This window comes from Streptomyces sp. NPDC006925 (genome assembly GCF_042869575.1).
GTDB lineage: Bacteria > Actinomycetota > Actinomycetes > Streptomycetales > Streptomycetaceae > Streptomyces.
Genome location: NZ_JBIAGB010000008.1, coordinates 153,392 through 166,605 on the forward strand (window position 1 = coordinate 153,392; position 13,214 = coordinate 166,605).

Annotated in this window: 10 protein-coding genes and 1 tRNA gene; 10 read left to right on the forward strand and 1 reads right to left on the reverse strand. The window is 71.2% G+C overall.

The window, feature by feature from the left end; all coding sequences use genetic code 11:
• Positions 1–34 precede the first annotated feature (34 nt).
• From ACFYNS_RS13960 to ACFYNS_RS13985, 6 genes are all read left to right on the forward strand, one after another.
• Positions 35–487, forward strand: coding sequence for a PaaI family thioesterase (locus ACFYNS_RS13960; RefSeq protein ID WP_019358390.1), 453 nt, complete (start codon positions 35–37; stop codon positions 485–487).
• Positions 488–1,077: 590 nt separating this feature from the next.
• Complete coding sequence (locus ACFYNS_RS13965) at positions 1,078–2,322, forward strand: branched-chain amino acid ABC transporter substrate-binding protein (protein ID WP_360303647.1); 1,245 nt, start codon at positions 1,078–1,080, stop codon at positions 2,320–2,322.
• Between the two features lie 94 nt (positions 2,323–2,416).
• Positions 2,417–3,346 (forward strand): branched-chain amino acid ABC transporter permease, encoded by a 930-nt coding sequence (locus ACFYNS_RS13970; protein WP_388602800.1) that lies wholly within the window; start codon positions 2,417–2,419, stop codon positions 3,344–3,346.
• A gap of 5 nt (positions 3,347–3,351) precedes the next feature.
• Complete coding sequence (locus tag ACFYNS_RS13975) at positions 3,352–5,208, forward strand: branched-chain amino acid ABC transporter permease (RefSeq protein WP_388602803.1); 1,857 nt, start codon at positions 3,352–3,354, stop codon at positions 5,206–5,208.
• A gap of 6 nt (positions 5,209–5,214) precedes the next feature.
• The gene (locus ACFYNS_RS13980; RefSeq protein WP_388602805.1) at positions 5,215–6,225 is read left to right on the forward strand and encodes an ABC transporter ATP-binding protein; all 1,011 of its coding nucleotides are present in this window, start codon (positions 5,215–5,217) and stop codon (positions 6,223–6,225) included.
• The gene (locus ACFYNS_RS13985) at positions 6,222–6,938 is read left to right on the forward strand and encodes an ABC transporter ATP-binding protein (protein ID WP_360301245.1); all 717 of its coding nucleotides are present in this window, start codon (positions 6,222–6,224) and stop codon (positions 6,936–6,938) included. Before ACFYNS_RS13980 ends, ACFYNS_RS13985 begins: the two co-directional genes overlap by 4 nt.
• A gap of 76 nt (positions 6,939–7,014) precedes the next feature.
• On the opposite strand, the gene ACFYNS_RS13990 is transcribed toward ACFYNS_RS13985, so the two are convergent.
• Positions 7,015–7,698, reverse strand: coding sequence for a response regulator (locus ACFYNS_RS13990; protein ID WP_019358396.1), 684 nt, complete (start codon positions 7,696–7,698; stop codon positions 7,015–7,017).
• A gap of 91 nt (positions 7,699–7,789) precedes the next feature.
• On the opposite strand from ACFYNS_RS13990, the gene ACFYNS_RS13995 reads away from it, so the two are divergent.
• From ACFYNS_RS13995 to ACFYNS_RS14010, 4 genes are all read left to right on the forward strand, one after another.
• Positions 7,790–7,876 (forward strand) — tRNA-Leu (locus ACFYNS_RS13995).
• 81 nt (positions 7,877–7,957) lie between these two features.
• Positions 7,958–8,761, forward strand: a complete 804-nt coding sequence (locus ACFYNS_RS14000) for a helix-turn-helix domain-containing protein (RefSeq protein ID WP_388602808.1) — start codon at positions 7,958–7,960, stop codon at positions 8,759–8,761.
• Between the two features lie 43 nt (positions 8,762–8,804).
• Positions 8,805–11,357: an aminopeptidase N gene (gene pepN / locus ACFYNS_RS14005; protein ID WP_388602809.1), complete on the forward strand. Its 2,553-nt coding sequence runs from the start codon at positions 8,805–8,807 to the stop codon at positions 11,355–11,357.
• A gap of 311 nt (positions 11,358–11,668) precedes the next feature.
• Positions 11,669–13,189: a pyridoxal phosphate-dependent decarboxylase family protein gene (locus ACFYNS_RS14010; RefSeq protein WP_388602966.1), complete on the forward strand. Its 1,521-nt coding sequence runs from the start codon at positions 11,669–11,671 to the stop codon at positions 13,187–13,189.
• The last annotated feature ends 25 nt before the right edge of the window (positions 13,190–13,214 follow it).

Here is a 13,214-nt window from a genome sequence, read left to right on the forward strand (position 1 = left end):
ACCGGCGGACGACGGAGGATCGGAGCAGCGGCACATGGGCGAGCAGACCACCACCGAGTTCCCCCAGGAGATCCTGGACCAGTGGAAGGGGTCGGGGGTCGACCTGCCCGCGCTGTTCTCGGCCGGGAAGCTGGGCGAGCGGATGGGGCTGCGGATCCTGCACGCGGCCCCCGAGCGGGTGGTGGGCACGCTGCCTGTCGAGGGCAACACCCAGCCCTACGGGCTGCTGCACGGCGGCGCCTCCGCCGTGCTCGCCGAGACGCTGGGCTCGGTGGGGGCGATGCTGCACGGCGGACCGGGCAAGGCCGCCGTCGGGGTGGACCTCAACTGCACCCACCACCGCGGACCGCGCTCGGGCCTGGTGACCGGAGTGGCCACCCCGGCGCACCGGGGGCGGACGATGACCAGCTACGAGATCGTCGTCACCGACGAGCAGGACCGGCGGGTGTGCTCGGCACGCCTGACCTGCCTGCTGCGTGACGCGTAGGAACCGCCGCCACACCCGGCACAGGGGACCGCATCCGCTCCCCGGTACGGCGGGACCGCCGGACCGCCACCTGCCGCGCCGCCGCCCGCCGTACCGCCAGCCGCCGCATCGGCACCCGCCGGAGCCCACCGGAGAAGGCCGCAGCCCGCCGCCACCGGTGCGGCCGCGCCACCCGGGCGTCACATTGCGTGACGAGCAGGCACGGCAGGGCCCATCGCGTCCCCCGAGGCCGTCGCGCCCGGGCGCGCACCCGCGCGGCCCGTACGGTATCCGGACCCACCGCGCGGCCCCGGTCGGCGATTCACCGGACCAACTGCGGCTTCCGGCCGCGCAACATGTCCGCCATCCGCCCGTCGCACCGGGCGGGCCACGGAGGAGCGGCCACCGGTCGACCGGTTCCGTGACGGTCATAACAAGAAAGTCACATCCTGGATCCGCCCTCTGCCCGGCGGCACCGGCAGCGCCATAGAGTCACCGCCAGTCACGCGCCGCCGGGCGCACGACAGCACCGTTCTGTACGACTCGTACGGCCCGGCGCGCGATACGGCCACTCACTCCATGGGGGCCGCGCCTCGGGGAAAGGACTGATCGTGCGTCACCGTTCCTTGCTCATACTCACCGCCACCGCCACGGTGGGAGCCCTCACCCTGTCCGCGTGCGGTTCACGCGACGACAAGAGCGGAGGCAGCGACAGCGGCTCCAGCACCACCGTCGTCATCGGGGTCGACGCCCCGCTCACCGGCGACCTGTCCGCACTGGGACAGGGCATCAAGAACTCCAGCGACCTCGCGGTCAAGACCGCCAACAAGAACCACGAGGTCAAGGGCGTCACCTTCAAACTGGAGGCGCTGGACGACCAGGCCCAGGCCGGAACCGGCCAGCAGAACGCCACCAAGCTGGTGGGCAACGACAAGGTCGTCGGGGTGGTCGGCCCCCTCAACTCGCACGTCGGCCAGTCCATGCAGAAGGTCTTCGGCAACGCCGGACTGGTGCAGGTCTCCCCCGCCAACACAGCCCCCGAGCTCAGCCAGGGCCCCAACTGGCAGAAGGGCGAGAAGAAGCGGCTGTTCGACACCTACTTCCGCACCTCCACCACCGACGCCGTACAGGGCCCCTACGCCGCCCAGTACCTGTTCGACAAGCGGAAGCTGAAGAAGGCGTACATCATCGACGACAAGAAGACCTACGGCGCCGGACTGGCCGGCACCTTCACCGACGAGTTCAAGAAGCTCGGCGGCAAGGTCGTGGGCACCGACCACATCAACCCCGACGACCGGGACTTCTCCGCCGTCGCCACCAAGGTCGCCAAGTCCAAGGCCGACTTCGTCTACTACGGCGGCGAATACCCGGCAGGCGCCCCGCTCAGCGCGCAGATCACCAAGGCCGGCTCCGACGCGCTGGTCGTCGGCGGTGACGCGCTCTACAGCGAGGAGTACATCAAGCTCGGCAAGAAGAACGTCGACGGAGACCTGGCCACCTCCGTCGGAGCACCGCTGGAGACCCTCGACACCGCCAAGACGTTCATGAAGAACTACCAGGCCGCCGACTACAAGCTGCCCTACGAGGCGTACGGCGGCTACGCCTACGACAGCACCTGGGCGATCATCCAGGCGGTCAAGGCCGTGGCCGAGAAGAACGACGGCAAGCTGCCCGGCGCCATGGACGACACCCGCAAGCAGATCACCGAGGCCATGCAGGACGTCCAGTTCAAGGGCGTCACCGGAGACGTCGCCTTCGACGAGTACGGCGACACCACCAACAAGCAGCTCTCCGTCTACGAGGTCAAGGGCGGCAAGCACGAGCCGGTGCGGACCGGCACCTTCGGCGAAGGCTGATCCGCACACCACTGCCCCAGTCGGTACCGCACGGCTGCGCGGGGGCGCCCGACGCGCCCCCGCGCAGCCGTATCTGACACCTCAAGGAGTCCCGGTGCAAGATCTGCCGGATCAGCTGGCGAACGGACTCGCACTCGGCGCGTTGTACGGCCTCATCGCGATCGGGTACACGATGGTCTACGGCATCGTCCAGCTCATCAACTTCGCCCACGGCGAGATATTCATGATCGGCGGCTTCGGCGCGCTGACCGCCTACCTGTGGCTGCCCGACGGCACCGGCATGGCCGTCGCCCTCCCCCTGATGATCCTGCTCGGCGTCGTGTGCGCCGTCCTCGTCGCCATCGGCGCCGAACGCTTCGCCTACCGGCCGCTGCGCGGCGGACCCCGGCTCTCGCCGCTGATCACCGCGATCGGGCTGTCCCTCGCGCTCCAGCAGGCCGTCTGGGCCTTCTACCCCGAGGCCAAGAAAGCCCGCCCCTTCCCGCAACTCGGCGGCGGCGACCTCGACCTGGGCTTCGTCGCCCTCTCCCGCGAAGACCTGTTCGTCTTCGTCTCCGCACCCGTGTGCATGCTCGCGCTCGGACTGTTCGTGGCCAAGACCCGCACCGGGCGCGCCATGCAGGCCACCTCGCAGGACCCCGACACCGCCAAACTGATGGGCGTCAACACCGACCGCATCATCGTGACGGCCTTCGCCATCGGAGCCGCCTTCGCCGCCGTCGCCGCCATCGCCCAGGGCTTCAAGACCGGGGAGGTCAACTTCCGGATGGGCTTCATCGCCGGACTCAAGGCGTTCACCGCCGCCGTCCTCGGCGGCATCGGCAACATCTACGGCGCCATGGTCGGCGGCCTCGTCCTCGGCGTCGGCGAAGCCATGGCCACCGCCTACATCGGCGACGTCCCCGGACTCGAACAGTTCGGCGGCGGCTCCTGGAAGGACGTATGGGCGTTCATCCTGCTCATCCTCGTCCTCCTGGTACGGCCCCAAGGAATCCTCGGCGAACGCCTCGCGGATCGGGCGTGATACCCATGACCACACAGCACACCTCGGCCCCGGCCCCCGACGCGGCGGACACCACCACCGCCACCGCGGGCCCACCGCCCCTCCCGCTCAGCCCCGACCCGCACACCAGCCGCACGCTGGGCCGGATCCTCGTCGGCACCGGAGCCCTCACCGCCTTCGCGAGCACCATGCTCCCCTGGACCTGGACCTCCGCGTTCCCCGGCAACCTGACGATCGCCATGTACCCGGCGGGCCTCCAACTCCTCACCCTCACCGCGGCCGTCCTCACCGCGGCCATGCTCCTGGCCACCGCGGGCGTCCCCGGACTGCGCTGGCTCACCCCGGGCGGCAGACACAGCGCCCTGCTGCTGCTCACCCTCGGCAACCTCGCCGCCACCTGGTACACCGCCGCCGCCATCGCCGTCGAACTCGGCGGCGTCGTCAACTTCGAACCCGGCATGTGGATCGGCGCCGCCGGCACCCTGCTGGCAGTCGTCGGCGCCCTCGCCCTGCCCACCGACCTGCCCCCGGACACCGACGCGGACCGCCCCGCGCCCGGCACCCGGCAGAGCGCGCCCTGGCAGCGGCTGCGCCGGGCCGTCGCCGCACCCCCACCGGGACCGGCAGCGCCCCTGCCCGGCTGGGCCGAGATCCTGGTGATCTGCGCCGCCTGCGCCGCCGGCCTCTATGTCTTCGCCTACGGCATCGAGGCCGAAGGCGGCCCGCCCTTCATCGGCTTCCTGATCCTGGCCGCCTTCGCCTTCCCCGCACTCGCCCGGGCCGGGCTGCCCCGGCGGCTGTCCGCGCTGACCGTCGCACACCGCACCGTCACCCTGGCCGCCACCTTCGCCGCCGCGCTGCTCTTCCCGATCACCCAGAGCAACGAGGCGTACACCAACATCGCCGTCAGCGTGCTCATCTTCGCGACCGTCGCACTCGGCCTGAACATGGTCGTCGGCCTCGCCGGCATCCTCGACCTGGGATACGTCGCGTTCCTCGGCGTCGGCGCCTACACCGCGGCCCTGGTCTCCGGAGCCGAGACCTCCTCACTCGGCATCCACGTACCGTTCTGGGCCGCCGTCCTCATCGGCGCCGCCGTCGCCCTCGTCTTCGGCCTCCTCATCGGCTTCCCCTCACTGCGCCTGCACGGCGACTACCTCGCCATCGTCACCCTCGGCTTCGGGGAGATCTTCCGCATCTCCGTACAGAACCTCGACGGCGACTCCGGCCCCAACATCACCAACGGGCCCAACGGCATCCCCAACATCCCCGACCTGAAGATCTTCGGCTTCGACCTCGGACAGCCGCACACCGTCCTCGGCTTCGAACTCGGCCGCTTCGGCAACTACTACCTGCTGATGCTGCTGTTCACCGCGATCGTCGTGACCGTCTTCCGGCGCTCCGACAACTCCCGCATCGGACGGGCCTGGATCGCCATCCGCGAGGACGAGACCGCGGCCCGCGCCATGGGCGTCAACGCCTTCCGGCTCAAACTCATGGCCTTCGCCCTCGGCGCCACCCTCGCCGGCATGGCCGGCACCGTCCTGGCCCACGTCGAGTTCTCCGTCACCCCCGAGTCCTACAAGTTCGTGCACACCGCACCGCCCAACTCCGCCTTCCTCCTCATCGCCGTCATCCTCGGCGGCATGGGCACGGTCAGCGGACCCCTCATCGGCGCGGCGCTCCTCTACCTCATCCCGGCCAAACTCCAGTTCATGGCCGACTACCAGCTCCTGCTCTTCGGCATCGCACTCGTCCTGCTGATGCGCTTCCGGCCCGAGGGCCTGATCGCCGACCGCCGCAAGCAACTCGAGTTCCACGAGCCGGAACAGCTCAGCACCCCCACGGCAGCGGCCCCCGGCCTCGGCAAGACGGAGGCGTGAGACGAGATGACCACCACGACCACCACGCCCGGCACCCCGCCGCCCGGCAGCGGCAGCGGCGGCGCCGTGCTCGACGCCTCCGGCGTCACCATGCGGTTCGGCGGCCTCACCGCCGTACGGGATGTGAACCTCGGTGTGCACGCCGGGGAGATCGTCGGCCTCATCGGGCCCAACGGCGCCGGCAAGACCACCTTCTTCAACTGCCTCACCGGGCTCTACATCCCCACCGAAGGCACCGTCCGCTATCGGGGCACCGTCCTGCCCCACCGCTCCCACCTGGTCACCCAGGCAGGCATCGCCCGCACCTTCCAGAACATCCGCCTCTTCGCCAACATGACCGTCCTGGAGAACGTCCTCGTCGGCCGGCACACCCGCACCCACGAGGGCCTCTTCTCCGCCCTCGTCCGCGGCCCCCGCTTCCGCAGAGCCGAACGGGAATCCGAGGAACGCGCCATGGACCTCCTGCGCTTCACCGGGCTGGAGACCAAACGCGAACACCTCGCACGGAACCTCCCCTACGGCGAACAGCGCAAGCTGGAGATCGCCCGCGCCCTCGCCAGCGAACCCGGACTGCTGCTCCTGGACGAGCCCACCGCGGGCATGACCGCCGTCGAGACCACCGCCACCCGCGAACTCGTCCTCGCCATCCGCGAGCAGGGCACGGCCGTACTGGTCATCGAGCACGACATGCGGTTCATCTTCAACCTCTGCGACCGCGTCGCCGTCCTGGTCCGCGGCGAGAAACTCGTCGAAGGCACCCCCGAGACCGTGCAGCGCGACGAACGCGTCGTCGCCGCCTACCTCGGCACCCCCTTCGAGGGCGAACCCGGCCAGGCCGAGGCGGCCGAAGTGCAGGCCGCGGAGGAGGCCGAAGCCGCGGCCCACCGGGACACGGCGGGCGGAGCGGACAGCGGAGACGGGGACGGGGACGGGGGCACCGCGGACCGGGCGGACACGGCCCCGGACGCGTCGGAGCCGGACCCCGCAGACCGACGGCAGGAAGGACGGACGGACTGATGGCCCTGCTCGAAGTCGAGGACCTGCGCGTCGCCTACGGCAAGATCGAAGCCGTCAAAGGCATCTCGTTCGCCGTCGAGGCGGGCGAGGTCGTCACCCTCATCGGCACCAACGGCGCCGGGAAGACCACCACCCTGCGCACCCTCTCCGGACTGCTCAAGCCCGCAACCGGGAAGATCAGCTTCGACGGGCAGCCACTCGACGGCGTCGGCGCCCACAAGATCGTCGCCATGGGGCTCGCCCACTCCCCCGAAGGACGCCGCATCTTCCCCCGCCTCAGCATCGAGGAGAACCTGCGACTCGGCGCCTTCCTCCGAAAGGACCCCGCCGGCGTCGCCGACGACATCGCCAGCGCCTACGAACGCTTCCCCATCCTGGGAGAACGCCGCAGACAGGCCGCCGGCACCCTCTCCGGCGGCGAACAGCAGATGCTCGCCATGGCACGCGCCCTGATGTCCCGCCCCAAACTGCTCATGCTCGACGAACCCTCCATGGGCCTCTCCCCGATCATGATGCAGAAGATCATGACGACCATCGGCGAGCTGAAGGCCCAGGGCACGACGATCCTCCTCGTCGAACAGAACGCCCAGGCCGCACTCTCGCTGGCCGACCACGGCCATGTGATGGAGACCGGCAGCATCACCCTCTCGGGCACCGGCGAGGAACTCATGCACGACGAGTCCGTCCGCAAGGCGTACCTCGGCGAGGACTGACGGCGCACCCGCGGCGAGCCACCGCGCACAGCGGAAGGGGGCGGGTCCGGAACGGACCCGCCCCTCCTCACGGTGCTCACTGCTGCTTGCGGCGCTCCTCCGCGTCGGCGATGACCGCCTCGGCCACCTGCTGCATCGACAGCCGCCGGTCCATCGACGTCTTCTGGATCCAGCGGAAGGCCGCCGGCTCCGTGAGCCCGTACTGGGTCTGCAGCACGCTCTTGGCCCGGTCCACCAGCTTCCGCGTCTCCAGCCGCTGGGAGAGGTCCGCGACCTCCTTCTCCAGCGCCTTCAGCTCGGTGAACCGGGAGACCGCCATCTCGATGGCCGGCACCACGTCGGTCTTGCTGAACGGCTTGACCAGATAGGCCATGGCCCCGGCGTCCCGGGCGCGCTCCACCAGCTCGCGCTGCGAGAACGCGGTGAGCATCAGCACCGGCGCGATGCCCTCCTCCGCGACCTTCTCGGCGGCGGAGATGCCGTCGAGCACCGGCATCTTCACATCGAAGATGCACAGATCGGGCCGGTGCTCGCGGGCCAGCTCCACGGCCCGCCCGCCGTCGCCGGCCTCGCCGACGACGGTGTAGCCCTCCTCCTCCAGCATCTCCTTGAGATCCATCCGGATCAGGGCCTCGTCCTCCGCGATCACGACCCGCCGCGTCGCCGGAGGCACATGCTCACTCCCGCCCGCCGGGGTCGGTTCCTCGACAGGCTCTGCACTCTGGGCACTCTCGGGCTCGGGGAAGTCCGCCGCGCTCACTTGGCTCCTCGTTTCCGCACGGGTGGGAGGGCCGAGCCTACCTAGTGACCATGGAGTCGGGTTACCCGGTACACTTTCTCCGTGGTTCCTGGCCGGGTTGGCGGAACAGGCAGACGCTGATGTCTCAAACACATCTGTCCGAAAGGACGTGCGGGTTCGAGTCCCGCACCCGGCACCAGAACAGTGCACCCGTCACTCCCAGGAGTGACGGGTGCACTGTTTTCTCCCGGCTCCCCCCGGAGTGCGTGATGCTGCCCACATGAGGCCGCACAGCAATGCGAAACGGGAACAGGCACTCGATCTGCATCGGCGAGGGGCCACCAACCGAGAAGTGGCCCGATACCTGCAGGTCCCGTACGGCACGGTCGGCTATTGGCTGCACCGAGAACGGCTCCGCCGCTCCGAGAGTGATCTACCTTCCTCCGGGGACGGGCGCAGACGGGAATGCCCGCGCTGCGAGAGCCGCTCCTTCGACAGACGCACGTACTCCTACCTGCTCGGGCTCTACCTCGGTGACGGCCACATCATCCAAAGCTCCGGACACCGGGTACCCAGCCTGATGATCGCTTGCGCAGACGCCTGGCCGGGCCTCATCGCCGAATGCGAGGACGCCATGCGGAGAGTGTTCCCGCACAACGCGGTCTCCGGGACCAGAAGGACCGGGTGCCGCAACGTGAAGGTGTACTCCCAGCACCTCTGGTGCCTGTTCCCCCAGCACGGCCCGGGAAAGAAACACGAGCGGCGCATCGAGCTGGTGTCCTGGCAGCGGGACATCGTGGACACCCACCCCTGGGGGCTGATCCGGGGACTGGTGCATTCCGACGGCTGCCGCATCACGAATTGGACCACACGCACTGTGGGTGGGGAGCGGAAGCGGTACGAATATCCGAGGTACCTGTTCGCCAATCGCTCCGAAGACATTCTGCGGATCTACGGGCACGCTCTCGACCGAGTGGGGGTCGAGTGGAAGCTCCTCCGTCGGGGCGCGGTCCCGTACAACGTCTCCGTCGCCCGGCGCGCCTCCGTGGCGCTGATGGACGCGCATGTCGGCCCGAAATACTGAGGACCCGGTGCCCGGCGCATCCGGGTGGGGCACTATGGCGCGCATGGTCGTGTTGACGCGTGCGGAAGCGCAGGGACGGGCTCGGGTCGTGCGGGTGCGGCGGTATGCCGTGGATCTTGACCTGACGCGGGGGGAGGAGGTGTTCGGGTCCACGACCGTGGTGCGGTTCACCGTGCTGGAGTCGGGCGCCGACACGTTCGTGGAGGTGCGGCCGCGGGAGTTGCTGCGGGCCGAGCTGGACGGTGCGGCACTGGATCCGGGCGCGCTGCGGGAGGGGCGGCTGCCGCTGCGGGGGCTGGCGGCCGGGGAGCACGAGCTGCGGGTCGAGGCGGTGATGCCGTACTCGCGGATGGGTGAGGGCATGCACCGGTTCACCGATCCGGAGGACGGGTGCGCCTATGTGTACACGCAGTGCTGCATGGCGGACGCGCCGCTGGTGTTCGCCTGCTTCGACCAGCCCGACCTGAAGGCGGAGTTCGCGGTGTCGGTGACGGCGCCGCGGGAGTGGACGGTGCTGGGGAACGGGGTGGCGGCCCGGGTGGAGGGGGACGAAGGCCGGTGGGAGTGTGCGCCGACGCCGCCGCTCAGCACGTATCTGATGGCGGTGGCGGCGGGGCCGTTCCACTCGGTGCGCACCGAGCACGCCGGGCTGCCGTTCGGGCTGCATGTGCGCAGGTCGCTGGGTCCGTATCTGGAGGCGGACGCGGCGGAGCTGCTGGAGGTGACGCGGCGCTGCTTCGACCGCTATCACGAGATCTTCGACGAGCCGTATCCGTTCGACTCCTACGACCAGGCGTTCGTGCCGGAGTTCAACTCGGGGGCGATGGAGAATCCGGGTCTGGTGACGTTCCGGGACGAGTTCGTCTTCCGGTCGGCGGTCACGGACACCGAGCGGCAGACGCGTGCGATGGTCGTGGCCCACGAGATGGCGCACATGTGGTTCGGCGATCTGGTGACGCTGCGCTGGTGGGACGACATCTGGCTGAACGAGTCGTTCGCCGAGTACATGGGCTACCAGGTGCTGGGCGAGGCGACGCACTTCACGGACACCTGGACGGACTTCGCGGTGGCCCGCAAGAGCTGGGGGTACGACGCGGACGAGCGGCCCTCGACGCATCCGGTGGCGCCGGATCCGGATGCGGTGCCGGACACGGCGGCGGCGCGGGGCAATTTCGACGGGATCTCGTACGCGAAGGGCGCCTCCGCGCTGCGGCAGCTGGTGGTGTGGCTGGGTGAGAAGAGTTTCCTGGCGGGGATCAACGAGCATTTCGCGCGGCACCGGTTCGGGAACGCGACGCTGGCGGAGTTCCTGGACTCGCTGGCGCGTGCGTCGGAACGGGATGTGCGGGGCTGGGCGGAGAGCTGGCTGCGGACGACGGGTGTGGACACGCTGGTGCCGCGGGTGGGCGAGTCGGAGGCCCGGCAGTGGTACGTGGATGTGGAGCACCGGGGGGAGCGTCCGCACCGGTTGGCGCTGGGGCTGTACGACCGGGCTCCGGCGGACGCGTCGCGGCTGGTGCTGCGGGAGCGGCTGGAGCGGGACGTGCCGGGCGGCGGGGGGCGGCTGACGGTGACGTTGGAGGGGCCGCGGCCGGATCTGGTGCTGGTCAACGATCTGGACTGGACGTACGCGAAGGTGCGGCTGGATCCGGTCTCGTGGGGCACGGTGCGGGCGGCGCTGTCGGGGGTGCCGGGGCAGTTGTCGCGTGCGGTGGTGTGGAACGCGGCGCGGGACATGGTGCGGGAGGGGGAGTTGGAGCCGCTGGAGTATGTGCGGACGGTGCGGGCGCATCTGCCGCGTGAGGGGGACAACGCGGTGGTGCAGGGGGTGCTGGCGTTCGCGCGGGGGCAGGCGGCGGAGCGGTTCCTGGTGGGTGCGGAGCGGCGGGAGGCGCTGGGGCTGCTGGGTGAGGTGTGCGGTGAGCTGTTGGGGGTCGGTGGCGGTGCCGGGGTGGGCGCCGGGGGTGGTGCGGTTGCCGGGGGTTCGGGGGTGCGGCTGACGGCTGCCCGGTGTTTCATCGACTGTGCGACCGATCCGGCCGAGCTGCTGGCGTGGCGGAGTGCGGGTGAGGTGCCGGGGGGCGGGCCGGCGCTGGACGCGGAGCTGCGGTGGCGGCTGCTGTTGCGGTTGTCGGTGCTGGGCGCGGTGGGGGTGGAGGAGATCGAGGAGGCGCGTGCGGCGGATCCGAGTGCGCGGGGTGTGGAGGCCGCTGCCCGGTGCCGGGCGGCGCTGCCGAGTGCGGCGGCGAAGGAGGCGGCGTGGGAGGCGATGTTCGGCCCGGCGGACGCGTTGTCGAACTATTTGTTCACGGCGACGGCGCAGGGTTTCTGGCAGCCCGAGCAGCAGGAGCTGCTGCGGGGTTATGTGGAGCGGTATTTCGCGGAGGTGGTGCCCCTTGCCGAGCGGCGGGGTGCGGCGATGGCGGAGGCCGCGGGCCGGTACGCGTTTCCTGCGGCGTTCGTGGACGAGGGGACGCTGGCGCGGGGTGAGGAGTGTCTGACCTCGGGTGGTCCGGTGCCTGCGCTGCGGCGTCGGCTGGAGGACCAGTTGGACGATCTGCGGCGGGCGTTGGGGGTGCGGGCGGCGGTGGCGTGAGGCGGGCCGTCCTGGCCGGCCCGGGTGGGGGCGGGTCTCTTATCAGATTCGCCGGGCCGTCCGGGGCGATCTACTTCGTTCGGGCGAAGTAGCGCGGAGATCGTCGGGCAGCGGGGCGCACGGCCCCTAAGTTAGGTCGCCCTAACCACCTGTGGCCGCCGTCGTGTCGGTCCGCTGTGTCCGAAGGAGCCCCCGTGTCCGCGTTCACCGTCGATGGCCTGCAGGATGTCTTTCCCGTTCCGGGGGGCCGGGCCGACCCGGAGCCGGGCCGGGAGCCGGGGCAGGCGCAGGGCCCGGAGCCGGAGTACGGGGTGCGGGACGGTGCGCTGGCGGGTGGTGCGGCCGGCCCGGCTGCGCTGCGGCCGCTGCTCGGCGCGGTGCTGGGGGCGTTGTCGCGCGGTGCGGTGGAGCGGGGCGGGCCGCTGCCGGAGGGGGGTCCCGAGGCGGTCGCGGCGCGGCTGCGTGCTGCGGTCGGTGCGGTGCTGCCGGAGCAGGGCGCCGGCGCGCGGGAGGCGCTGGAGGTGCTGGTAGGTGCGGTGGCGCGGGGTGCCGCCGATCCGGCGGAGCCGCTGTGCGCGGCACATCTGCACTGCCCGCCGCTGGCGGTGGCGGCGGCCGCGGATCTGGCGGTGAGTGCGCTGAATCCGTCGCTGGACTCGTGGGACCAGGCGCCTGCCGCTTCGGAGGTGGAGGCGCTGGTGTGCCGGGAGTTGGCGCGGCTGGTCTTCCCGGGCGCGGGTCCGCGGCCGAGTGCGGACGCGCCGGGGGAGGCCGGGAGCCCGCAGGCGGGTCCGGACGCCTTGGTGACGACCGGGGGTACGGAGGCGAACCAGCTCGGGCTGCTGCTGGCGCGGGAGCGGCAGGCCGCCGCGGGGGGCCGGGCCCGGGTGGTGTGCGGTGCGAACGCGCATCACAGTGTGCACCGTTCGGCGTGGCTGCTGGGGCTGGAGCCGCCGCAGGTGGTGCCGGCGCCGCGCGGGGTGCTGGATCCGGCTGCTCTGGAGGCGGCGTTGGGCGGTCTGGCGCGGGCGGATGCGGGGGCGCGGGCGCTGGTGGTGGCCACGGCGGGGACGACGGACACCGGTGCGGTCGATCCGCTGCCGCGGGTGGCCGAGGTGGTGCGGCGGCACGGTGCCTGGCTGCATGTGGACGCGGCGTACGGGGGTCCGCTGCTGTTCAGTGCGGCGCTGCGGGAGCTGCTGGCGGGGCTGGAGGAAGCGGACAGTGTGACGTTCGATCTGCACAAGCTGGGGTGGCAGCCGGTGGCGGCGGGTTTTCTGGCGGTGCCGGAGCGGGCGGCGCTGCAAGTTCTGGACCACCGGGCCGACTATCTGAACGCCGATGACGACACGGAGGCGGGGCTGCCGGATCTGCTGGGGCGGTCGCTGCGGACCACTCGGCGTCCGGATGTGCTGAAGGTGGCGGTGACGCTGCGGGCGCTGGGGCGGGCGGGGATGGCCCGGCTGGTGGAGCGTACCTGTGCGGCGGCGTGGGAGCTGGCGGACCGGGTGGCGCGGGACGGGCGGTTCGAGCTGTACGCGCGGCCGACGGTCTCCACGGTGGTGTTCCGTCCGGCCGGTGGGGACGACGCGCTGGTGGCGCGGGTGCGGCGGCAGTTGCTGGAGCGCGGGCAGGTGGTGCTGGGCCGGGCCGCTGTGGAGGGGCGGTTGTGGTGGAAGGTGACGGTGCTCAATCCGGCGGTGCGGGGCAGCGATCTGGCAGCGCTGCTGAAGCTGGTGGCGGAGGCGGCGGGTGTGGACTCCCGCGGCCAGGGCGAGGGCCCGGTGGAGGGGAGCCCGGTGGCCGAGGCCGGCGAGGGCGTGGGGGCGTGAGGGGCGTGGCGCGGGCGCGGCGGGC